This window comes from Candidatus Uabimicrobium helgolandensis, from assembly GCF_041508025.1.
GTDB lineage: Bacteria > Planctomycetota > Uabimicrobiia > Uabimicrobiales > Uabimicrobiaceae > Uabimicrobium > Uabimicrobium helgolandensis.
In genome coordinates this window covers 8458372-8480370 of sequence record NZ_CP165719.1, presented here as the reverse complement: position 1 = coordinate 8480370, position 21999 = coordinate 8458372, and the positions used below count along the sequence as shown (strand labels likewise).

At 33.1% G+C, this 21999-nt stretch carries 19 protein-coding genes, 1 tRNA gene and 1 pseudogene; 15 read left to right on the top strand and 6 right to left on the bottom strand.

Annotated features, from left to right (window positions below; translation table 11 throughout):
• Window positions 1–442 precede the first annotated feature (442 nt).
• The 6 genes from UABHE_RS31285 to UABHE_RS31260 all read left to right on the top strand — a co-directional run bounded on the left by UABHE_RS31285 (window position 443) and on the right by UABHE_RS31260 (window position 4786).
• Window positions 443–1285, top strand: coding sequence for a hypothetical protein (locus tag UABHE_RS31285; protein WP_372367352.1), 843 nt, complete (start codon window positions 443–445; stop codon window positions 1283–1285).
• Complete coding sequence (locus UABHE_RS31280; protein WP_372367351.1) at window positions 1272–2177, top strand: peptidase MA family metallohydrolase; 906 nt, start codon at window positions 1272–1274, stop codon at window positions 2175–2177. The genes UABHE_RS31285 and UABHE_RS31280 overlap by 14 nt, the downstream gene beginning before the upstream one ends.
• Window positions 2149–2562, top strand: a complete 414-nt coding sequence (gene ruvX / locus UABHE_RS31275; protein ID WP_372367350.1) for a Holliday junction resolvase RuvX — start codon at window positions 2149–2151, stop codon at window positions 2560–2562. The genes UABHE_RS31280 and ruvX overlap by 29 nt, the downstream gene beginning before the upstream one ends.
• Window positions 2559–3029 (top strand): hypothetical protein, encoded by a 471-nt coding sequence (locus tag UABHE_RS31270; RefSeq protein WP_372367349.1) that lies wholly within the window; start codon window positions 2559–2561, stop codon window positions 3027–3029. Before ruvX ends, UABHE_RS31270 begins: the two co-directional genes overlap by 4 nt.
• 79 nt (window positions 3030–3108) lie before the next feature.
• Window positions 3109–3184: transfer RNA gene (locus tag UABHE_RS31265), tRNA-Met, on the top strand.
• A 1107-nt stretch (window positions 3185–4291) separates the two neighbouring features.
• A complete protein-coding gene (locus UABHE_RS31260) occupies window positions 4292–4786 on the top strand; it encodes a hypothetical protein (protein WP_372367347.1) in 495 nt (164 codons plus the stop codon).
• Window positions 4787–6167: 1381 nt separating this feature from the next.
• On the opposite strand, the gene UABHE_RS31255 is transcribed toward UABHE_RS31260, so the two are convergent.
• Window positions 6168–7829, bottom strand: coding sequence for a HEAT repeat domain-containing protein (locus UABHE_RS31255; protein ID WP_372367346.1), 1662 nt, complete (start codon window positions 7827–7829; stop codon window positions 6168–6170).
• 42 nt (window positions 7830–7871) lie between these two features.
• Window positions 7872–9875: a hypothetical protein gene (locus UABHE_RS31250; RefSeq protein WP_372367345.1), complete on the bottom strand. Its 2004-nt coding sequence runs from the start codon at window positions 9873–9875 to the stop codon at window positions 7872–7874.
• 312 nt (window positions 9876–10187) lie between these two features.
• On the opposite strand from UABHE_RS31250, the gene UABHE_RS31245 reads away from it, so the two are divergent.
• Entirely contained in the window at window positions 10188–10436 is a 249-nt protein-coding gene (locus tag UABHE_RS31245; RefSeq protein ID WP_372367344.1) for a hypothetical protein, read from the top strand.
• 20 nt (window positions 10437–10456) lie between these two features.
• Here the strand turns inward: UABHE_RS31245 and UABHE_RS31240 are convergent, their stop codons facing one another.
• Together UABHE_RS31240 and UABHE_RS31235 are read right to left on the bottom strand one after the other, a co-directional pair.
• A complete protein-coding gene (locus UABHE_RS31240; protein WP_372371702.1) occupies window positions 10457–11524 on the bottom strand; it encodes an IS3 family transposase in 1068 nt (355 codons plus the stop codon).
• Window positions 11437–11826, bottom strand: a complete 390-nt coding sequence (locus tag UABHE_RS31235) for a hypothetical protein (protein WP_372366022.1) — start codon at window positions 11824–11826, stop codon at window positions 11437–11439. Before UABHE_RS31235 ends, UABHE_RS31240 begins: the two co-directional genes overlap by 88 nt.
• Before the next feature lie 254 nt (window positions 11827–12080).
• On the opposite strand from UABHE_RS31235, the gene UABHE_RS31230 reads away from it, so the two are divergent.
• The 5 genes and pseudogenes from UABHE_RS31230 to UABHE_RS31210 all read left to right on the top strand — a co-directional run bounded on the left by UABHE_RS31230 (window position 12081) and on the right by UABHE_RS31210 (window position 16829).
• Window positions 12081–12986: a leucine-rich repeat domain-containing protein gene (locus UABHE_RS31230; RefSeq protein ID WP_372367343.1), complete on the top strand. Its 906-nt coding sequence runs from the start codon at window positions 12081–12083 to the stop codon at window positions 12984–12986.
• Window positions 12987–13734: 748 nt separating this feature from the next.
• Window positions 13735–14373 (top strand): hypothetical protein, encoded by a 639-nt coding sequence (locus tag UABHE_RS31225; protein ID WP_372367342.1) that lies wholly within the window; start codon window positions 13735–13737, stop codon window positions 14371–14373.
• 466 nt (window positions 14374–14839) lie between these two features.
• Window positions 14840–15604, top strand: a complete 765-nt coding sequence (locus UABHE_RS31220) for a hypothetical protein (protein WP_372367340.1) — start codon at window positions 14840–14842, stop codon at window positions 15602–15604.
• A gap of 54 nt (window positions 15605–15658) precedes the next feature.
• Window positions 15659–15787 (top strand): annotated as a pseudogene (locus UABHE_RS31215) (FHA domain-containing protein); the annotation flags it as partial.
• A gap of 316 nt (window positions 15788–16103) precedes the next feature.
• Window positions 16104–16829: a hypothetical protein gene (locus UABHE_RS31210; RefSeq protein WP_372367339.1), complete on the top strand. Its 726-nt coding sequence runs from the start codon at window positions 16104–16106 to the stop codon at window positions 16827–16829.
• A gap of 251 nt (window positions 16830–17080) precedes the next feature.
• Here the strand turns inward: UABHE_RS31210 and UABHE_RS31205 are convergent, their stop codons facing one another.
• On the bottom strand, window positions 17081–18058 hold the full coding sequence (locus UABHE_RS31205; RefSeq protein ID WP_372367338.1) for a TIR domain-containing protein: 978 nt from the start codon (window positions 18056–18058) through the stop codon (window positions 17081–17083).
• A gap of 653 nt (window positions 18059–18711) precedes the next feature.
• The gene (locus UABHE_RS31200; protein WP_372367337.1) at window positions 18712–19515 is read right to left on the bottom strand and encodes a serine/threonine-protein kinase; all 804 of its coding nucleotides are present in this window, start codon (window positions 19513–19515) and stop codon (window positions 18712–18714) included.
• Between the two features lie 109 nt (window positions 19516–19624).
• On the opposite strand from UABHE_RS31200, the gene UABHE_RS31195 reads away from it, so the two are divergent.
• The 3 genes from UABHE_RS31195 to UABHE_RS31185 all read left to right on the top strand — a co-directional run bounded on the left by UABHE_RS31195 (window position 19625) and on the right by UABHE_RS31185 (window position 21855).
• Window positions 19625–20089, top strand: coding sequence for a hypothetical protein (locus UABHE_RS31195; protein ID WP_372367336.1), 465 nt, complete (start codon window positions 19625–19627; stop codon window positions 20087–20089).
• Between the two features lie 659 nt (window positions 20090–20748).
• Window positions 20749–21015, top strand: coding sequence for a hypothetical protein (locus UABHE_RS31190; RefSeq protein WP_372367335.1), 267 nt, complete (start codon window positions 20749–20751; stop codon window positions 21013–21015).
• Window positions 21016–21138: 123 nt separating this feature from the next.
• Complete coding sequence (locus tag UABHE_RS31185) at window positions 21139–21855, top strand: transposase (RefSeq protein WP_372367334.1); 717 nt, start codon at window positions 21139–21141, stop codon at window positions 21853–21855.
• Window positions 21856–21999: the final 144 nt, after the last annotated feature.

The window sequence follows — 21999 nt, the reverse complement described above, 5'->3', positions numbered from 1 at the left end:
GAGTTTATAACAGTTACGACTTGTGCTAGTTGAAATAAAAACGTAAACCTCAGAAATTCAATTAACTGTTGCGGTGTCCAATTAAAGTGATAACCACTCTGTTGTTAGGCTTGTTATCATTCAGATGAGCAGATGTCGTTAAATATTGTTATTTCTTTCTCTTCTTGTTTGTCAAAAAGAGAAGATATACATTTATTTTTTGGAATTACATTGTAAAACAAAATGGATAATTGTACGTTTCTGTCGCTATAACCCAACCTATGATCTAATTAATGACAGTCCTCTTCAAGGATTTATATGAGGTTTGTTGTTTTATTTATTACACTCCAACTCTACACACTAAACCTTTGATGTTGTCGAAATTCATTGACTTTTTAAGATCTCAAGCTAAAATTTACTTCAAGTACAAATTTTAGAAATGTAGATAAATGGGAGATTAAGAATGCAAAAAATTCTAGCAGTTTTACTCATTGTTGCTTTTTGTATTAGTTGCGCAAGCAATAATGATCAAGGTGATAATGTGCAAGAAACAAACAATACTTCAGAGCAAAGTGATGCCTCAGCTTCAAGTGATACTTCAGCTTCAAGTGATACTTCGGCTTCAAGTGATACTTCGGATTCAAGCGGTACTTCAGCTTTAAGTGATACTTCAGCTCCAAGCGACACTTCGACTTCAGGCGAGACATTAGCTTCAAGTGACAATACTACAGGCACAGATGGAGATTTATCTGCTTCTTCTACTTGGGAAAGTAATGGCGCAGTTAATGAAGCGAGCAATGATCTTAATCAAATTGCTAATGACACCACAAATTCAATAAATGAAACTATTGATAACTCAACAACTTCAATGAATGAAGCTATTGATAACTCAACAACTTCAATGAATGAAACAAGTAGTTCGGTAGATACAAGTGCAAATGCAAATGTATCTTCAGGACAGACTATTCTTATCTTAACAACAAACGATTTAGTTGAAGATGCAGATAAAGCATCGATATTAAAAGCAGCTAAAGCAAAATGGTTTAGTGGTAAACAATTTGTTGAGATGGCACCTGATGTTTTTGATAACACAATCTCTCAATATGAAGGAACAACAGTTTTTATTGGTAAAGTTATTCGAGCTTATGGGGAATTTGAAATGACGGTTCGTACAGGCGTTGTGACAAAAGATGATCAAGGCTACTACGAAGAACCAATTAATAACTGGCGCGTTCGTGGCCAGCAAACAGCTGACGATTTAGCAAAAGAGATAAAATACGCAGATGATGTTTTTGAAAAAAAATAATATATTATTGTTTTTGGTGGCAGTAACTTCATTCATTTTTTCTCAAGAGAAAGTGAATAAGTTATCCATCGAAATCAATCCTAAATTAAATACATTAAAAATTAAAAAAGATATTGATCATCTTTATACTGTTTCGTGTAAAAACATAGAGAAAAAATTACACCTACCTTCGCCTAATAAAGTACGTATTGTAGTTTGTGCGTCCAACAAAGAAATGAATATTCTTTCAGGACATAAGTTGCCTTCGTGGGCATTAGGTGTGGCATTTTCATCGAGAAATCTAATTTTAATTAATTATACAAATGTCGATACAATGTCAAATAGTCTACCTTCATTACTTGAGCATGAAGTTTGCCACCTTTATCTAGGGAAGTGGGAAATAAAAAACAATTTACAATTACCACAATGGTTTAATGAAGGTATTTGTGAATGGATATCAGGTCGTCTTCACTTACAGCACAATACTCAAATATTTGATCGCGCTATTTGGGATCAACTTATTCCCTTAGATGATCTTAAAGATGGTTTTCCTCGTGGTGCTCAAAAAGCAGCACTGGCTTATGTTCAGGCGCGTGATATCGTTATCTATATGGCGAATAAATACGGACAAAAAAATATTACACAAATTATCGATCATTACAAAACGACAAAAAATTTCTCAGCAGCAGTGCAAAAAGTAACTAATATATCTCTAGCGCAACTTGAAAAAAATTGGATTGAATCCATTACACCCGAATACAAATGGTTTTGGCGTTTAACGCAATTGTTTTCTCTTTTTAGTATAATGGCAATTTTGACTATTCTAGCTTATACAAAACAAAAAAAACGCAAAAAGGCCATCGTTAACAAATGGGAAAAAGAAGATGAATTTTACGAAAATATTGGGTATTGATTACGGACGTCGACGTATTGGAGTTGCCGTTTGTGGACCGCTTGGAATTGCAAATCCTTTAACAGTTATTGTGCGCAAAAATAATGATATACTAAAAGAGTTCGCCGAGATTATAGAAGAGAACGATATAAGTAAAATTGTCCTTGGTCTTCCAAAAAATATGGACAATACCGAAGGTGAAATGGTGGAAGAAGTAAAAGTCTTCGCTAAAGAGCTCGAAGAACAATTTGAGCTTCCGATTGATTTTTGCGATGAACGCCTTAGCACGTGGGAAGCTCAAAATTCACTTAAAAGTATTGGTATGTCGACAAAAAAAAGAAAAAAAATTATAGACGCTGTTGCAGCAACGCTAATTTTGCAAAATTATGTGGACCGTAAAAAATGAAAAAAGAAGCCAAAAAAACAAAACGTAATAAAGTAGTAAAACGCAACAAAGCAAATAATCTACTCAAACGCAACTGGCTAGCTTGTTTTGCAGGCCTGGCAATTTTTGCTTCTTTGTTTATGCCATGGATAGGTGAAACAAAGGGTTTGGAGCAAATCTGGCAAACAAAAAATGAGCGTAAAGTAATTGAGCATGTTTATCATCCACAACAAGACTCTCTTATTTTTGGTGGACATTTAACAATAATATTCACGTTCATGCTAATAGTATTCGTAGAATACTGGCGCGCAAAAGCAGGAAAGTTTAGTGCAACAATTTACATGATTTTAGCAGCTATAATCTTAGTTACTCTAGGCTTTAGTTATATTGAACAAATAAAAATTTTTGGTAGTGGTATGTGGCTTGCTATATCAGGATCATTGCTATTGGGATTAGCTGGATCAACGATGTTCTATGTAAAAAGATAGTTAACCTTTTTTGTAAAAAAAATAAAAATGATCTTGACTTTAACAATTCTTATGATATATTTTCCATACGAACAAAAAAGGTGAAGTAGCTCAGTCGGTAGAGCAATGGAATCATAATCCATCGGTCGGGGGTTCAAACCCCTCCTTCACTACCATAGATAAAGCCTGGCATCCAGAGATGTCGGGCTTTTCGTGTTTTACGCCCCAACCTCCAAAATGAGACGAAAAATATCCTATGTCCCCCAAATTCACCCAATTTTTCCGTCCAGGCGCGGAGCTACCGCGCAGCAAAAACAGATAAAATCTACCTTTGAATCCGTTGTTCAACTGAGTATAATTTAATGCTTTTTGGATCAAATACACTTAGTTAAATATCTAATTTAATACTCTATAATCACATTTACGTTTTAATTTTAACTTTTCGGTTTAAAAAGTTAAGATAGTAAAATGAATATTTGGTTCAATGGAAATAATGTTGTTGATGAAATTAGATTTTAAACAGAATCTAATTTCATATTTTATATCTATAGAAAACAAACACCTTCTAGCAACAAAGCAACAAAGCAACAAAGCAACAAAACACCAAAAATGATAAAAGATACAGCATATCAATTAACATACCTGTCTTTCTCTATACAAGTTCGGTTGTGTCATTGGGGAGAGGGTTATTCAAAATCGAGTAAAAATTACTCTGTCGATACTTTATTTATTAGATGGTTCGTATTTTGAAAATATAGCTCTACAAACAGAAGAAATACTGTCATTAAATGTTGATAATATTTCCTATTTGTATACACATTCTTGATAAGAATTATCAATAGACATTAGGGCGTGTCATCATTCAATACAGATAAAAATATAACGAATTCATTTAATGATACGCCAGTAGTATTGAGCCCGAGCCCGTTTCCGAGCCCGAGCCCGAAAACTTTTTGAGAGCGACAGAAAGTGATTTATTGGTTCAATACTAGTTTTTTGCGATGGAAAAAGAAACTTTGCTTCTTTGATAAATTGTTAGTGAAAGTTTCGGAAACGGGCTCGCAAACGGGCTCGGGCTCGAAAAAACACACAATATTTTGAATGATGACACGCCCTATTTTATCTAAAAATAAATTCATTATTTTATGTTGACCATCTATTGATTTATCTAGTATTATATTCAAAAATGTACTATGTACTTTTTGAAACTTTGGCATAATATTTGCACAGCATTTATTTAACAAAAAAAACAAAACTATTCTAGACAAAACAGGGAAATTAACATGAAAAACTTAATTATAATTTTTTCGGTAGTATCATCTGTACTCATCGGTTGTAAAGCAGAATCTGAAAGAGCAGCATTAGAAGCAAAAGCCAGAAAATGTGAAAAATCAGCAACAAAATATGAGGCATTTGTAAATAAAAAAGAAGAAGCTGAACAGAAAAACAAAGATGATGAAATAAAAAAATTTGACAAAGAGGTAGAAAAAGCGAAAAAACAACACAAAAAGAACTTGTCTTCGCTACGAAAGAAATTAGCCAAAATTGAAAGTGAAATAAAAGAATTCCAAAACGAAATAGGAGGAGCAGGCTTTACAAAGGAGAGTCTTGTTGATGTTAAGACTTATTTGCTCAAGAAAATCAAAAACGCTTTAAAGGATGTAGAGAAAATAAAACCGTATACATCTAGTTATAAGAGTGATGATATGAGAACGATTATTACCATCCTCAAATCTTGGAAAAAAGAGATTAAAAATTTGAAGAAAATGAAGAAATAAATATTGGTAGTAACACAACGATTTAAATACGCTTATTTTATGATATTTTACAGTTTATCTTGTGAGATATTGCTTTACAAATAGCCATTTAAAATAAATGGCTATTTTTTGAGACAGGGATATAACCTACAGGCTTCGATAAATACTGAAATGCGATGTCCACGTTGATATTCCATCGATAAAACAATTTACACCCTAGCAAATGTAAAAGTCATCAAAGAAAAAAGTGCAAAAAACAGCCAGTTTCGGTAACGTGGTTGAATCCCCTTGCACCATTTAGTACAATTTGTCGGACATTTAATACCCATTTTGTGCGCAGCATCCGCGCAGCAAAAATAAACAGCGAAAATTAAATTGCGCAAATGCAGATAAAATAAAGACAAGCGACGAACGGTAATTCATGGATACGGTTCGAGCCCCTCCTTCACTACCATATAAAACAAACAAAAAGCCCTTCTTAATTAAGAAGGGCTTTTTGCATTTCTGAACTTCAAATCCAATCTTCGTTTTACAAAACCGCACTATAAAAACAATTATAGGAAACAAAAAAAATGAGCCGTTGATTAAATTTAACCAACGGCTCATTGAATAGTAATTTATATTAAAATTGCGATAATTATTATAATAATCTACCTACTTAACTTATTAAATTAAACCATAGTAAGCTTTAAATAGTGGAAGATAATGTTCTATGAAGCCTTTATAAAAAATTTCGCGATATATTATAAAATAAATGATCGCGATGTTAATAAGTGAAATTATTCCAGGAATAATTTTATAACGAAACCATAAACCGTTTATTGATGTCCATGTTCCAAAAACAAGTAATGAAATTCCTATAACTGAACCAGCTATATCTCCCGATGGTCACATTGCAAAAATGGGATTGAAAAAGAAATTCACTATGAGTAGTACAATCGAAGCATAAAAAGACTTCGATGAGTGTTTTGCTCTCAAAGATAATTTGCTCATACAAAACTCCTAAAAAATGTTCTTTTACTAATTTTGTGAGATTGTTATCGATTTAAAATTTGCCAAAAATTTTATTTCAGCTATTTGTTCATAACAATAGTACTATTGTTATGAAATATTTAGTGATTAAAAAGTAGAAAATTTTTTAAATTTGTTAAAGAAGGATGTTGTTTGGCGAAGTAAATTACTTTTACGCAAGTCAAATAAATGTTGAAATTTGAAGAAGTAATTTTTTTTGATATTGATTTATACGTTTATATTGTTATGTTTGCGAGCTCCTTTGCTCTGATATAGATGATCGATCATCTCTCCAATAACTTATAATGTTATAGGAGAGATGAAGCCTAGAGGAAATACTGTCGGGTTTTAGTCAAGGAGAAATGAAGCATTCAAGTTTTTTTAGTGCATTCTAATTCTTTTTTATTTCTTCAATAACTTTTTTAGATAGCATTCTAATATATTTAGATTCTAACTGTGAAATGATTTCAACAGTTTTCTTTTGAAGATTTTGCTCATGATGCAAATCTAAGCAACTAAATAAAAACTTTGCAACCGCGTCATCAAAAAACTGTACTTGTTCAATAAACTCTAATATGAGTAATTTAGGAGCATCTTTTGCGTCTAAAAAAGATTTACTTAGAAATCTAACAACATCCTTAGACTGTGATTTGTTTTGCGCCAAAGAGATAAGAGCTTTAATTATTCTTTCTTGTTCACCTTTCAATATGGTTAAATCTATAGTATCAAATATTTTATCCATAATCGATGGTTGCTTTATTGCACACAAGGCTGTAATAGTTAACATGTGCAATACCCAGTCATTTTTTCTTTTTAACTCTGTTAAAAGCAAATCTAATGCAGGTGCACTTGTTTTCCCCAACGACTCAAAAATATACAATATGTTGTACTTTTTTTCGTTAAAATCATATTCATCTAGGCTTCCCTGTCTAGAATACTCTTCTTTTAGAGTTTCTACTGTTTTAAGTGGAAATTTTTTTCCTATTTTGATAATCGTTTGTGTTGAGGCGTGTTTAATAAGTAATTGTACTACTTCTTTGTCATACTCGCTTATTTTACTTAGTAATAAAATAGTTGCCTCTTCAAAAAAATCATCTTGATTAAGGTAACGTTTTAAAATTTTAATATCTTTTTTAATTAATATTTTTTTACTTTTTAAAATTTCATTACATGTATATGATAATAAATTTTTATCACTTGTAACTATTAGATAAAACTCATCAGAATAAGAAATCGCGCCAGAAAATTTTTTGTGCAATATTTCAAGTGCGACGTTTTTTACCCAAGGATCTTCATCTTTAAAAAACATATCTTCAGCATAACTTCGTAACTTCTCCGTTTTGGGTATCATTATGTTTAAAGCAGATAATGCTCCAATCCTAATGTCGGAATTTGTATCTTTTATTAACAAATACAGCTTTGGAAGAAAGCGTTTCAAGTTAGCATTTCCAATAATTCGCAGAATATGATATTTGAGTATCGCATCCTTTCCTTGTAAATACTCATCTACAAGTGGAATCAATTTTGAAAGATAGCTTGTTGTGTATAGAACATTTACAATTTCAATTTTTATAATACTTGGCTGAGGATCACGTAGTAGAGAGAGTAAAAATGCTTGGATTTTTTGGTTATCTTTACTGAGATTACTAAGCGTTCTTACAACATTTATCTGTAATTCAGGTGATAAGTTTGAAAAATTTTTAATAAGAGTATCTGCTATTACATCAACACTTTCTTTATTGAATGAATATTCGCTAACATCGTATAAAGTCTTAATCATATGTTTTTCTTGTTTTTCTATTGCTTCTTTCACCAAAATACGTATTAAGACAGGGTCATCGAGTCTACGTTTTATCAAACTTCTTAGTCTGCTATGTTTTAGCATCTTGATAAGTAGTTGCTTATCTTTAGATTTAGAAATAGCATCAATTGCCCAGTACCTAAAATCTTTTTTTATATCAACAAACTTGACGTTTTTAAGCCTTATTATTTCTTGGCTTTTAAGACAATTAGCGAACATCATAGTTATTGCTATATAAACTAAAATCTTCATGATATTTCCTTTTGCTATGCAAAAAATTTAGTTGACTTGAAACTATTTTACGAAATGAGTAAATTTTTTGAATACATTTCCATTTTCATCCATAAATCGAATTAAAAATTTTCCTTTCGGCAAGTATAGACAAATTTGTTGTTTTTTCCAAATAGCGATTTGGTCTATAGGAATTGGTAAATTTTTCGTTTGCTCTTCTTCAGAAAAATCTAGTGCTTGAATTAATATTGGCAAAGTTTTTACATCTTCAATTGGAATAATCACTTCTTTTCTTTGTCCACCTAAAGACAGCCATTGAGGTCGATTTTTTTTGTATTTGCTGCGTGGATGAAATACTTGGCAATCGTAAAATTCCTCTTTATTCACCCAAAAAGTATTTTTTGCTGTCCGCAAAACTATGGCTTTTTGCGGTGCAATTTTGTTTTGAATCCATTGAAAATAAGGGTTTTCAATACTTATTTTGCTACACTCTGACATTTTTGTTTGGTCAATAGTAAAAGGATCTATACCTGAAATTTCTCGAAAATATTTGGCCATTGGGGACCAGTATGGCGTCTCTTTTTCGTAGATATGAGCATAGCCTGCGTGAACCAAAACTTTCGCATTTGGGTCGGATTTGAATATTCTTTCATAAAGATTGCGCGCTTGTCCTTCATCGCGTTGCTTTTGACCTCTAGGACCCATATGTTCATAAGCAACTACTTTATAGCCTAACTTGATTGCAGTGCGAACTAAGTCTCCGTATAGTGGTTCTTGTGTATAGTAACCAGATGAAAAAACAGGATAGCCACGTTCTTCCATTTTATCATACTGATTAAGAGTTTCTGCGGCAAAATAACGAAATCCTTGTTTGTATAATTTCTTTAATAGCATAATTGGTAAAACGCGATGTTGCGGTATGTGATGAGCTTCGTTAATAAATATTACGTTTTTAGTACTTGCTACTTCGCAAATTGCCTTAGCAGCATCTAGTACCTGATATTTATCTAGATCAATGGCTTGCGGTTTTTGTTCCTTCTTGTTGTTGTCAAAATATTCAAGAGCTTTTTGATAGTGTCCTATGTATGAAAAATATACACCTAGTAATTGAGTGTAAGAGCTTTTATGTTGAGACAAGAGGTAGCGTTGCTCTTGTTTTTGCAATTTTACGATGGGGTAAAGATAGTGCCCATGGCGATATAATCTTCTGCTTTCTGCATGTGGCGGTTTTAGCGTTTTGTTTTCTTTAGAAAAAAGAGAAGATACTAATATAGACTTTTTTTCTAGTGGAATTTTGACAACTATAGGTCCATACCCTTTTGGTATAGTTAATGGTATTTTAATTGAGCCATATTTTTTAAAAGTTGCTTCAATAGTAAGTTGACTACCTATTGTAAAGCCATTTACATGACTAACAGGATTACCATTAATCAAGATAGATTGTGCTAACATTAATTGTTTTGTACCGGGAGCAGTACTTTGAAAGATAAGTTGTCTTTTCTTTCCGTGCATATAAATATCTTCTGTTTTAGATAATTTTTTTTTATAAAAAAATGAGTATTTACCAGCAATAATTTGTACTGTAAAAGGTGTATCGTCGTATCCAGGCTGTTTTATTGAAAATAAATAACTTCCTGGTTTGACCTGTGTTTGGTTAGAAATGAAATAAGGTATTTTCTTATCGATTAATACTGAATGAGAAGAATAAGCTTCTGTAGACGGAAAAACATCATAATCGATGATGAAACGAATGTTACGATATTTGGCAGTCAGTTTGTGTTTGACGACAAACGGTTCTTTGGAATGCGTAATACTTAAATTTTGTTGTGTTTGTTGATATCCATCATATAAAAAACGTACTATGTACTCGCCAGGTGTAATGACATCGCCGTTTTGAATATCTTTCCAATTTTTTTCACCGGCGGTAGAAATTTGAGTTGTTCCTTTTAACTCATTTTTAAAAGGAGCTACGTCATATGTTAAATTTAATTGCAATGATCGGTTGGCATATAGTAGATTACAACATAATCCTAAAGTGATTATCCATAGTAGAAAATATTTAGACATTTTAAAACTCTCCTTGGTAGAACGTATTGATGTATCCTATAAATGTATTTTAAAAAGTGTTGAAGTTGAATTTGCTGTTTTCTGACTTTTTGTGTGTATTGTTTTGTGGCTTTATCGTTGTTGACACAAAGTGCAGATAGCAACATATTAAAACTTTAATAAATGGACAGCAAAGTATATATATTTATTCATGGTATTTTTATAAGACCTTGATTGTAAAAAATGAGAAAGTATATAGAATGTTTAAGGCCCATTACAATCTACTGTTAAATTTGACAATGAATAGGGATTGAAAATGAATAGGGATTCAATATGGAAGTAAAATCTAAATCGTTAGCGGAATGTGTCAAGAAAAATGAGACACTAAAAAACAAATTCGTTAAAAAATTCTCCATCATAAGTGATAAGTATTGCGGCCATAAAGCATCTCCGCAACTTTTCGCTGAGTCAAAAATCTCGCCAGAAAATCTGTCAAGATTTTTGCTTTCATCGAAAAGCAGCTACGAACCTTTATTCTCAAAACAAGTAAATAATATTCGTTATTTTTTTCCTTCCCAATAAAAGCAAGGGAAGAAAAAAAACTATATAGAGTTTTGTTTGGGAGGATTAATCCAAACAGCATCAGGTACTAATTTAGGTATAGATATACCTTTTCTAAAACGTCCAGGATTTTGTAAGTATGCCTGATAGAGAGTATCTTTTCTGATGTTATAAAAATGCTGAACTTGTCCATAGTGCACCATTTCAGGAGTAAAAAGAGCTATTCCAGTATGCCGATGTTCTTTGTTATACCACAGAAAAAATGTCCGACAAAAACTTCGCGCATCTTGTATAGAACCAAATCTCTCAGGAAAATCTGGTCGATACTTCAAAGTCTTAAATTGACTTTCACTAAAGGGGTTATCATTTGAAACGTAAGGTCTCGAATGTGTTTTTGTTATTCCTAAATCAGAGAGTAAAAGTGCAACATTTTTCGACCTCATTGAGGCTCCGCGATCAGCATGTATTGTAAGTTGTCCTTTAGGGATTTTTTGCTTTACCGTCGTTTCTTCAATTAAATCACTAGCTATTTTTTTACATTCTTTTTTGGCAATTGTCCAACCGACAACACAGCGACTATATACATCCAAAATTACATATAAATAAAAGTAGTTCCACTTTCTTGGACCTTTTAATTTACTGATGTCCCATGACCATAAGCAATTCGGAGCCGTAGCCAGTAGTTCTGGTTTTTCGTAATTACGATGCTGCCTTTGTTTTCTCCTTTCTTGCGAGCTCTCTTGATCGTGCAATAAACGATACATTGTTCTGTAAGAACATAGATATTTTCCTTCATCTAGCAATATCGCATAAACCTCTCGCGGCGACATGTCAACAAAACGCTCTGAGTTTAAAATTTCTAAAACATTTTCCTTTTCTTTTTTTGTTAGCGCATGGGGATAGCAACCCTTTTTCCTTATCTTTTTTCCTCCGTTTTTCCAACGATACCAACTTGCTCTTGCTATGCCAAAACTTTTACAAGCTTCTCCTATATCGTTCGCTAAAATAGCTACTGCTTTCATTATTTCGTATCGTTCTCTTCCTCTGACAGCTCTAATATTTGGGATATTTTTTTTTGAGCTTCTATTATTAGCTCTGCTCGTTTTAATTTTCTTTCTAAAGCTTCTTTTTCTTTTTTCAATTTGGTTATTTCTGCTGAAGTGTCTATTTTTCTATCTGTTTTTTTCAACTTTGTTTGCTCCCATTTCCCCGATTCGTAATTGCCTCTCCACTTTTTTACTGCGGCATAATACAAGCCTTCTTTTCTCAAGAATGCTCCTATTTTACCTGTTCCGGCTAATGCATCCACTTTTTTTATTATCTCTTTTTTGTACTCTATTGTTCGCTTTCGTCTTGTAAGCTTTTTTTCTTGGAATTCTGGGTTTGGGATTTCTTCATTTTTTTGCGACACCTGTATTTTCCTTTTTCACCCTACTATTCTAAATTGATATTTTAAGGTGTCTCACTTATTATGGCACAGAGGGAGAAGCAGTAAGGAACAATACCGTATACTACGGTTGTGCTTTTTTCTTAAATGAGAATGAAGAATATGAAATAGATGGTTGTGTTTTTAAAAATTGTAGTTTTCGTACAGATGTAGTTTTTAGGCGAATAGAAAATAGCCATTTTGTAAATTGTAACTTTTCTAATAAATTTTGCCTGGATTTGTATCGAACAGGAATAACAGAGTTACCAAAAGAGATCGGACAACTTTCCTCTCTTACTCATCTTAATCTAGGGGGTACAGAAATAACGGCGTTACCAAAAGAGATCGGGCGACTTTCTTCTCTTACTCACCTCGATCTATGGGGTACAGAAATAACAAAATTGCCAAAGGAGATCACACAACTTTCTTCTCTTACGTATTTTTCTTTAGAGGGCTCGAGGATGAAAAAACTGCCAAAGGAGGTCACACAACTTTCTTCTCTTACACATCTTTTTTTAGAGAACGCGTGGATAGCAGAGTTACCAAAAGAGATAGGACAACTTTCTTCTCTTACTCATCTTAATCTAGGGGGTACATGGATAGCAGAGTTACCAAAAGAGATAGGACAACTTTCTTCTTTGGTAGAGCTAAATTTAACAGATTTAAAAAAAATAACAGAGTTGCCAAAAGAGATAGGACAACTTTCTTCTCTCACTCGTCTTATTTTAAGACAATCATACATAACAGAGTTACCAAAAGAGATTGGATGGCTTTCTTCTCTTACTCATCTTGATTTGGACTATTCACGCCAAATAACAGAGTTACCAAAAGAGATAGGAAGACTTTCTTCTCTTACACATCTTAATTTGGAGAGAACAGAAATAACAGCCTTACCAAAAATGATAGGTCAACTTTCTTCTCTTATTTATCTTGACTTGAGTGGTACAAAGATATCAGAACTACCAAAAGAAATTGACCAACTTTTTTCTCTTATTCAACTGGATTTAACAAATACCAGTATAACAGAGTTCCGAAAAGAGTTCTTAGATTCGCATCAAAATGTAGTTTTGCACGAAAAGTTTACCAATGTTCCTCGCTCTCAAGAAGGATCTGTGACAAAATTGCCAACAAGCCGTAACTTTTAGCAGGATTTTTTGCGAGAGATCAAGAGTAAGATAACTAAGTTCTTCTGATTGCAATTCATAAAATTACACCGCGTCACGACATATAAACTAATCAATCACTTAATATGCCAGGCTTGAATATCATTCAGTTAAGACTACAATTAAGTAAATACAAAGTATACAAGAGTAATTGAAAAAGGAAATTTTTCTTCCTGAAATGGATAAAACTAAAATCGTAAATATGCTACAAGAAGATTCTTACTTCTCTTTCTTAGGATTTGGCTTTTTTGTTTGCTGAGCCTGGTACCGATGTTTGAACTTTTCTCATGATACTACAGAGTTAGATTTCGAAATTGACTATGTTGAAACACTGATGAATTCTACCTTGGTAAAATTAAAGGATTAAGATAGATCCACAGATAAAATTATGTTTCGCTTGATCTCATATCTAACCTAGCTTGGCTCTCAGTCGTTGATTGCGGACTAATCAAACTTGAGCCTTTCTCACCATGTTATGTTCCCCAGCCAGTTACTTGGTCTGAGTAAGGTGAGTACTTTAAAACATCTCTTTCTAATGTTTACCTCCTGAGGTAACCTTATATAATACACAACAGCGCACGCGCCCAGTGAGAATATCAATGATCAATGGTTTATTTCATATAACAACAAGATGTGATAATGTTACACAAACGTTACAATCAAATTAGTGCTTTTGTGGTAATATAGGGTTAAATACGAAACACACAAACCTAACCAAGGAGTAATTAGCATGAGAATATATTACGTTTTGTTTACTACATTTTTCTTACTATGTTCATGTTCATGTTCATCTAAAAACATAAGCACAGACAACCCAGGTCATCTGACTCAAGAAGAATATGTAGGTGGTTACGCTAATGTTGTAAAAGTATCGCATTACAAAAAAGAGAAACTCTTAAAGGTTTGGCTTACTTTTAAAAACTACAAAGAGTGTTCTATTGTTTTAAAAAACAGCTCTTTAATTTTGCTTTCAGACTATGGGGATGAATTTTCTTCTGAAGAGAGTTATGACGGTCCTGTTGAAGAAGGTAAAGAGTACCTATATTCTTTCAAAAATTATCCCAAAAAAATACGAGAGTGTTTATGGGGGGAAGGAATCTCTTGCTATCACGAAATTAAAATTACGGGTATTACTACTCCTCTAATCCCTGACACCGTAAATGTCGTAGAAGGGAGCTTTTACATGGAGAAACCAAAAGAAAAAGAAACAAGCTTGGCAGATGGTGCAAAAAGTGCTTTTTCGTACATAACGGCTCCTGTAAAAGTTGTTGGAGAAGTACTGAGCGCTCCCGGTGATGTTATGCGGGCTATTCTGTTTATACCTCTCGGACCTCTTGCAATACCAATGATGCTTGGAACGTTAAAGTAGTGCCAAGAAAGAATCACAAGAAATATCCATATCTACTTAAAGATTTAGATATCAATTATTCTGACATGGTATGGGTGACAAACGTTAGCACTATAGTTCTTCTGCAAATTTTTTTCTATTTTTCTAAATTCATTTCTTCGATATAATCTCATCTCTTTCTTCCTTATTGTGGTTTATGTTCTTTATTTTTGGTTTAACCATTTTAGGAAGAAAGGTTTCCTTTTTCAATTACTCCTATATACTTTGTATTTACTTAATTACAGCCTTAACTGAATGACATTCGAGCCTGGCACCGATATTCACCGATATTTGGACATTCGAGCCTGGCACCGATATTCACCGATATTTGTAGACCTTAAATAAGGTCTAAGTGATGAACACGCCCTAATAAATTTTTAAAAAAAATAAAAAAATCTCTCAGGATTTTCACTATCAAGGTAAGAAACTAGTAGAAAGGGAGGTTTATATGAAAAAAGAGACAGATTGGCTTAAAGTAATCACAGCGGGAGTAAGCACGACTAACTACAATATAAGTGAGCGTGACGAAGCCCTTTTATCTATATTCCAACGTTTTCAAAGTCCCATCACAAATCTATTTAGTCGACAATTTAGGAAAATGGGATATTACGATAAGAATTATGCTCAAGATATGTTTGCTCAATTTTTCTCATACGTATTCGAAAATAGAAAAAAAATATTTCGCAGCGCTGACCCTGAAAAAGGAAAATTGAGAAATTTGATGTTTACTATTGCTACTCGATATTTTCAAAAGAAAGTCAGTATGTATGTAAATACTACTGTTTTTTTAGATCCTAAAGTAATGGAGGCTAACTTTTCTCATGACACTACAGAGTTAGATTTCGAAATTGACTATGTTGAAACACTGATGAATTCTACCCTTGTAAAATTAAAGGATCAAGATCGATCCACAGATAAAATTATGTTTCGTATGTTCCAGTATAAATTTTTCTCTAAAGAAAATAATAAAAAGACGGCTTTTGACTTAGCCGTTTTTTTTAATGAAATCTCCGAGGAATGTAGCAACATAGAAAAGAAAAAGGTGGAAGATCGAATTTATCAGAGAATGAAAACGGCAAAGGATCTATTTGCAACGATTTTGTTGCAAGAAATTAGGGAAACATTACTTATACCTGACAATATTCCCATTTCCCAAGAAGAGAAGAGTTTATTTTGTAAATATGCTTGTTGGATTCGAGTAAATGAAATTTAGGAGAATGACGTTGTACTATTAGATGAATCTATTTCACGTTGACACGCCCAAGTTTATAAAGATGAAAAAAGTATTTTCTTAGAGGATTTGAATTTCGCAAATGGAATTCAGATAAACGGAAAAAGAGTTGTCTTTCGCGCATTGGAAAATGGAGATGTTATTCAAATTGCAATGCAAAGATGACTTTTTCTGAGGAATCTTTGCTGAAACCAATACTAATGCTTGATCTCCAAATTTTAATAGTACAGAAAAAATTGATTTAACGCTTTTGCAAAATCTATCCAATTCCATCCAAACTTTGCATTGGATCAAAATTTATGGTACCCTTTTATAGGTACAGTCAGGGGGAAAGTGGGCGATGATGGCTTGATTGGTGGAGCTAGATATGTAAAGCTGTCAGACGATTTAAAGAACTGATCCAACAATTATGATTTCTAATAGTACAAGCAATTTTGTCATTGCAACTGAAAAGTGATTATCTCTCATTAAGGATATACAAGTGAAAAACAAGATACACTCTACCTTTTTTTATCTTTTATTTCTTTCATCTTTATTAGCCAGCGAATATCATGAAATAATGGATTTTATTAGTGCAGGAAAAGATCGAGTAAATGTAAATGTCTCAGAATTTGATCGCTATAAAGTGATGGATTTTATTAGTGCAGGTGGAACAGTCACAGTTGATCAAGAATTTGATCGTTATGAAATAATGGATTTTATTAGTGCAGGAAAAGATCGAGTAAATGTAAATGTCTCGGAATTTGATCGCTATAAAGTGATGGATTTTATTAGTGCAGGTGGAACAGTCACAGTTGATCAAGAATTTGATCGTTATGAAATAATGGATTTTATTAGTGCAGGAAAAGATCGAGTAAATGTAAATGTCTCAGAATTTGATCGCTATGAAGTGATGGATTTTATTAGTGCAGGTGGAACAGTCACAGTTGATCAAGAATTTGATCGTTATGAAATAATGGATTTTATTAGTGCAGGAAAAGATCGAGTAAATGTAAATGTCTCAGAATTTGATCGCTATGAAGTGATGGATTTTATTAGTGCAGGTGGAACAGTCACAGTTGATCAAGAATTTGATCGTTATGAAATAATGGATTTTATTAGTGCAGGAAAAGATCGAGTAAATGTAAATGTTACAGAGTTTGATCGCTATGAAGTGATGGATTTTATTAGTGCAGGTGGAACAGTAATGCCAAGAAAGAAAAAGTAAAAATAGATATTGATAAATTTTAGATGAGCTTTGGCTCATAACCCATTACAAATTTTGGTCAGGGCCATTTAATAAACTTAACATGCCAGACTCATGTGTAGTGGTTTGCTGAGCCTGGCACCGATATTTGTAATATTTGTACTGAGCCTGGCACTGATATTCAATGTTTACTTTTCGCTATTTGCACCAGCATTTCGCACTATGTTGACATCTACGGCTAAACATGTTAATTCCTCTTAGAGGATTAGGTCTTAATCTTTTATAATACGTCCATTTTTCCATGTTCCACTATTCCACACTTCACCTTCTGGACCGTATTCTATACCATATCCGTGACGCACACCTTCTTTAAATTGTCCTACATATTTACAACCTGTAGGAGTATATTGAACTCCTTTCCCGTGCTTTCTGTTACTTTTCCATTCGCCTTCATATTTTCCTTCTGGTGAGCCTTCTAAAATTTTAGTAAATACACCATCACCTTCTTTAGCCCAATTGCAAAATATACCGTTGTAAGTTTCTCCGCTATCTTTTTTTAATTCTCCCTTACCGTAAAAACATCCTTCTTTCCATTCTCCTTCGTAGTGATACCAACTATCATCACATAAGAAAGTGCAGCTTCCATTACCATGAGGAACACCATTTTTACAATTACCATAATAATTTGCTTTTAAAATTTTGCCAATTGGAGTTTGGAGAAAAAAGCACTCTGGAAATATTTTTACAACAGCCTCTATTTTTGTTAAGTCTAGGTAAAATCGATGTCGTTCCTTAATGGCATTAATTAATATTAATGTGCCATCGTGAAAATATGGGTCAGGTTTTATTGTAATGGCTTGCTTGATACTAATTTCTTTGATATCGCTAGGAAGCTTTTCTGCACTTGGCATTTGAGCTCCTTTTAGAAGTATGGGAATAATACGAATATTTCTTTCCAAAGCTGTCCGTATTTCCATGCGCACGTTATCGTTTTCGTCGTGAAGACGCACATCTCCGTTTTTATTTTGACAGAGCCAATCTGTACCAATTAAGGGAACAAAGGTCTCACATTCGTTTAATACCTCTTTTAAGCATTTTATAAAATTTCTTCCTGGTTGTATTTTTTCCACATCGAAAAAAACTAAATCTGTTCCAAAAAGCTCTATCAATTTATCATAAATACGGCCAGCAATATATTCAGTATCTACTCTACGATAAGAGATAAAAATACCGCCTTTTTTTTCTAACATAACTGTACTCTCCTACTCTATTTTTCTTTGACGAATTCATCAGCAATCCATACCCAATACTTTTCCTTATATTATTCTTATAATTAGATCGCTAACCATGCCGATATCTTCTATGTTAAGGTGTTTAGTCAGTATTACTCTAAGAGGTATATAATAAAAGGGGGAATGAAATTGAAAATAAAAAAGAGTTGCATCGTATAAAAATGATATCCTTGCTTCGCGAAAAAGCAAAGGATGAAAAATACTGTGTATAGAAAAAATAATAAAAGAAAATAAAGTAGAGATCCAGAAAAAACTAGAGAAATTCAAAGAGATTTTCCATCGGGGTATTTTACATTCAATAGTAATTTTGCTTTGAGCATATTATAATAATTTTAATTTATTGCGATTATTGTAATTTTTTACAGAGAATAGAGTGGCATGGATATAAAAATTGGTTTTGGTGTTTATTCTTTGAAGTTTGGACAACGTCAAAAAGAAGTAGAACTACTATTTGGTCTTCCAAACAAAAAATACCAGACAGATTTCGGAAATATAGAATGTCTCAAAAACGTGCAAAAACGTGTCAGACTCAAAAACGTGTCAGACTCAAAACGCAAAAACGTGTCATGCGCACTCAAAAACGTGTCAATTAGATTGTATCTTTATGCTCTTTACAAAGACTTATCTAAAGATTTTAGTTCTTTTATCATCTCCGTCGCGGTATATCGTTCTTTTGGATCAATATGCATAGCTTTTTCTATGATTTTTACTAGTGGAGAAGACAATTGTGGATTATGTTCTTGTAAGCGCATATAACTGTCTTCTCTTTTTTGAGCAAGGGTCTCTTGAAAAGAACCTTGAAAAGGATAGTGTTTACAAAGGCAAAAATACATTAATATCCCAAGCGAATATATATCATTTGCTTGTGTTCGATGTCCTTCAAGTAGAGTTTCATAAGACATATAAACCGTACTTCCTGAAAATGTGAAAATATTTTCCTTTAATGTTTTTAAAAAATCATATTCAAAAAAACCGCGAACCTTAATCTCTTTATTCTCTGTGATAAGAATATTACTTAATGATATACTCTTGTGGGCGATATTCAAACTATGTGTGTATTCCAGAGCTTTTAAGATCTGTATTGCTAACTGTTGTGCCTTTCTGGGAAGAACACATTTTCCGCTAGAAACTATGGCAGACAGAGTAACCTTTCTTGAGTACTCTGATACAAAATAGTAAAGTCCATTATGAACTCCCCAATTGTCAATTTTAAAAATATTCGGATGCTGTAATTTTATTTGGGCATCCAAATATCCCTCTAATGCAGTTTTTTTTATTACAGTTTTGGTAAATATTTCAATAAGTACGCTATTTGCAGATTCTAAATCGCGTGCGATAAAACTTCGTGTATAGTCCGAAATACTTTCTGCTTCCTTTTGGATCTGATACCGGTCTTGAATAATTATTTTTGTCATAGTTTGTTACCACTTCTTTTTCTAACATTAAGATTTTGCTTTACCTAAATTATATCTTGTCTCCAAAGTAAAGCAAGACAAAGCGCAAAAACGTGTCAGACTCAAAAACGTGTCAGCGGTAGCTAATGAGGCAACGAAACTTTTAATTGAAGAGCTTATTACTAACTACAAAGACCGAGAAGGTATTCCGCGAAGACACACAGCGGTCCAAGAAATTGAATTTTCTGGAAAAAGAATGGAAATTCAAACTTACTTTAACAATACTGGTAGTGAAATCTACTCTTTGGTAAATTTTCTAAATTTTTTGAATTTAGCTTATCGCGAAGGAAATGCTATACATGCGATTGGCAATAGCGGTGTTTCATATCGCGATCTAGAGTTTTTACGTTTTTGCCAACACCAAAAGGAAAACAATGTTACAGTTGCTGAACTAGAAAAGAAATATTCGAAACTTTCTGGAGGTACTATCAAAAAAACACTTGGCAAACTTGAAAACAATGACTGTATCCAGATAGAAGATGATGAGATAACTCTCACTTTAAAAGGAAGAGTTATAAACATTGCTGGTAAATAGGAAGTGCTGTAACCGAAATTAAGTAGGTGATTAAAAGGCGCAATAAGCTTTAAATAAAACAAAAGCCGCAGAAAATAACCGCGGCTTTTGTTTTATTTTGATTAGGGGTGTCATCAATTAAGTGCCATCCCTGATTTAATCAGAGATCCAGCACTAACCAAGGTCAAAACGTGTCAGACTCAAAAACGTGTCCTAAACGTATCCCTAAACGTGTCAGACTCAAAAACGTGTCAATATATCAAAGTACTAGTATACATTAGCCAAAACGTGTAAAAACGTGCCTAAACGTGTCCCTAAACGTGTCAGACTCAAAAACGTGTCATGTCAATCAAAAACGTGTCAGACTCAAAAACGTGAACGTGTCAGACTCAAAAACGTGTCATGCGCACTCAAAAACGTGTCATGCGCACTCAAAAACGTGTCATGCGCACTCAAAAACGTGTCAATATATCAAAGTACTAGTATACATTAGCCAAACAAAAACGTGTCAGACTCAAAAACGTGTCATGCGCACTCAAAAACGTGTCACTCAAAAACGTGTCACTCAAAAACGTGTCAATATATCAAAGTACTAGTATACAATATCAGACTTGTCACTTTTCTTATATAGTCTATCTGCGTAGTATAATTATGATTTCTTCGTAATGATAGGAGCTTGAATGTTATCGAAGTCGGAAATTATTGAAAAAATAAAATCTTTAGAGAAAAAGCCTGTCGCTATTCAAGCTATTTGGGATGGAGATACAACTGGTTGGATGTTGGATCTCCAAGCCGTTTACAAAAATAAAACAATGCGCATAGCTACTTTACGCGATGGTGGTGACATGAAATTGTTTAACGGAACTGTTCCTCCTTGGTCTGAGGTAGAGCTGGCGAAAAGCATAGGTTCAATATCGGTGTCAAGCTCAACAAATAAAGAGAAGTAAAAAGCAGTAAGTTGATCTTTATTAGTAACTTACTCCAAATAAAGATGGTGGCTGTAGTGTGTTTTGTCAAACGAACTTATAGAATAATATAGTTAAATAAAGTTATTTTATAAAGGAAAACAAATGCGCCCAGTGAGAATATCAATGATCAATGGTTTATTTCATATAACAACAAGATGTGATAATAAAAACTTCTATTTTAAAGAAGATGAGGACTTCATAGAATATTTAAAGGTAATAGAAAAAGCCCGCGAAAAATACTCTTTTAAGCTACACGCTTACTGCATAACCAGCAACCACACCCATTTGTTAATATCAACTCCAGTAGAAGACAATCTGTCAAAGATAATGCAATATATCAATGGTGAGTATGCAAAGAACTACAACCGTAGACACAAACGCACAGGACATTTTTGGGGCGAGAGGTTCTATTCAACGATCATTGACTCGGAAAGTCAGCTACTTAATACAATATTTTATATTGAACTTAACATGACAAGGAACAAAGTTACAAAGCACCCAAAAGAGTGGAAATGGAGCAGCTATAATCAACATGCAACAGGTAAAGGTCTTATCAATATTGACTATCACGAAATTTATATGAACCTTGGTAAGACTATAAAGCAAAGGCAGGAAAAGTATGTTGCAATGATGAAAGAAAGAATGAGAGAAAGAGGTTTACTGGTCAAACAACCACAAATTACTTATGGTTTGGTTTTTGGCTCAGAGTCTTTTATAAAAGAAATTATCAGTAAGTATACATCTCATAAATACTACCAGAAACGTAAAAGCTACACTTTGGATCGCAGTACATCTTGTTTAAGGAAATTTAAAACCTAGGTTTTGACTCATTTACTAGCCTATATTTTCTACATGATAGTCTACAAGGAAAATCTGTTTCCATTTCTCAAGTGAGAAAAACGCTTCACATTTATCTATCTAAATTGCAATTTTTTTCGCGCTAATAATTTTTGTTTTGCATCA

Bases quoted from the DNA above. Each gene is read 5' to 3' on its own strand.
- UABHE_RS31285 (WP_372367352.1), top strand. From the start codon at position 443: ATGCAAAAAATTCTAGCAGTTTTACTCATTGTTGCTTTTTGTATTAGT.
- ruvX (WP_372367350.1), top strand. From the start codon at position 2,149: ATGAATTTTACGAAAATATTGGGTATTGATTACGGACGTCGACGTATT.
- UABHE_RS31270 (WP_372367349.1), top strand. From the start codon at position 2,559: ATGAAAAAAGAAGCCAAAAAAACAAAACGTAATAAAGTAGTAAAACGC.
- UABHE_RS31260 (WP_372367347.1), top strand. From the start codon at position 4,292: ATGAAAAACTTAATTATAATTTTTTCGGTAGTATCATCTGTACTCATC.
- UABHE_RS31255 (WP_372367346.1), bottom strand. From the start codon at position 7,829: ATGAAGATTTTAGTTTATATAGCAATAACTATGATGTTCGCTAATTGT.
- UABHE_RS31250 (WP_372367345.1), bottom strand. From the start codon at position 9,875: ATGTCTAAATATTTTCTACTATGGATAATCACTTTAGGATTATGTTGT.
- UABHE_RS31245 (WP_372367344.1), top strand. From the start codon at position 10,188: ATGGAAGTAAAATCTAAATCGTTAGCGGAATGTGTCAAGAAAAATGAG.
- UABHE_RS31225 (WP_372367342.1), top strand. From the start codon at position 13,735: ATGAGAATATATTACGTTTTGTTTACTACATTTTTCTTACTATGTTCA.
- UABHE_RS31220 (WP_372367340.1), top strand. From the start codon at position 14,840: ATGAAAAAAGAGACAGATTGGCTTAAAGTAATCACAGCGGGAGTAAGC.
- UABHE_RS31205 (WP_372367338.1), bottom strand. From the start codon at position 18,058: ATGTTAGAAAAAAAAGGCGGTATTTTTATCTCTTATCGTAGAGTAGAT.
- UABHE_RS31200 (WP_372367337.1), bottom strand. From the start codon at position 19,515: ATGACAAAAATAATTATTCAAGACCGGTATCAGATCCAAAAGGAAGCA.
- UABHE_RS31190 (WP_372367335.1), top strand. From the start codon at position 20,749: ATGTTATCGAAGTCGGAAATTATTGAAAAAATAAAATCTTTAGAGAAA.
- UABHE_RS31185 (WP_372367334.1), top strand. From the start codon at position 21,139: ATGCGCCCAGTGAGAATATCAATGATCAATGGTTTATTTCATATAACA.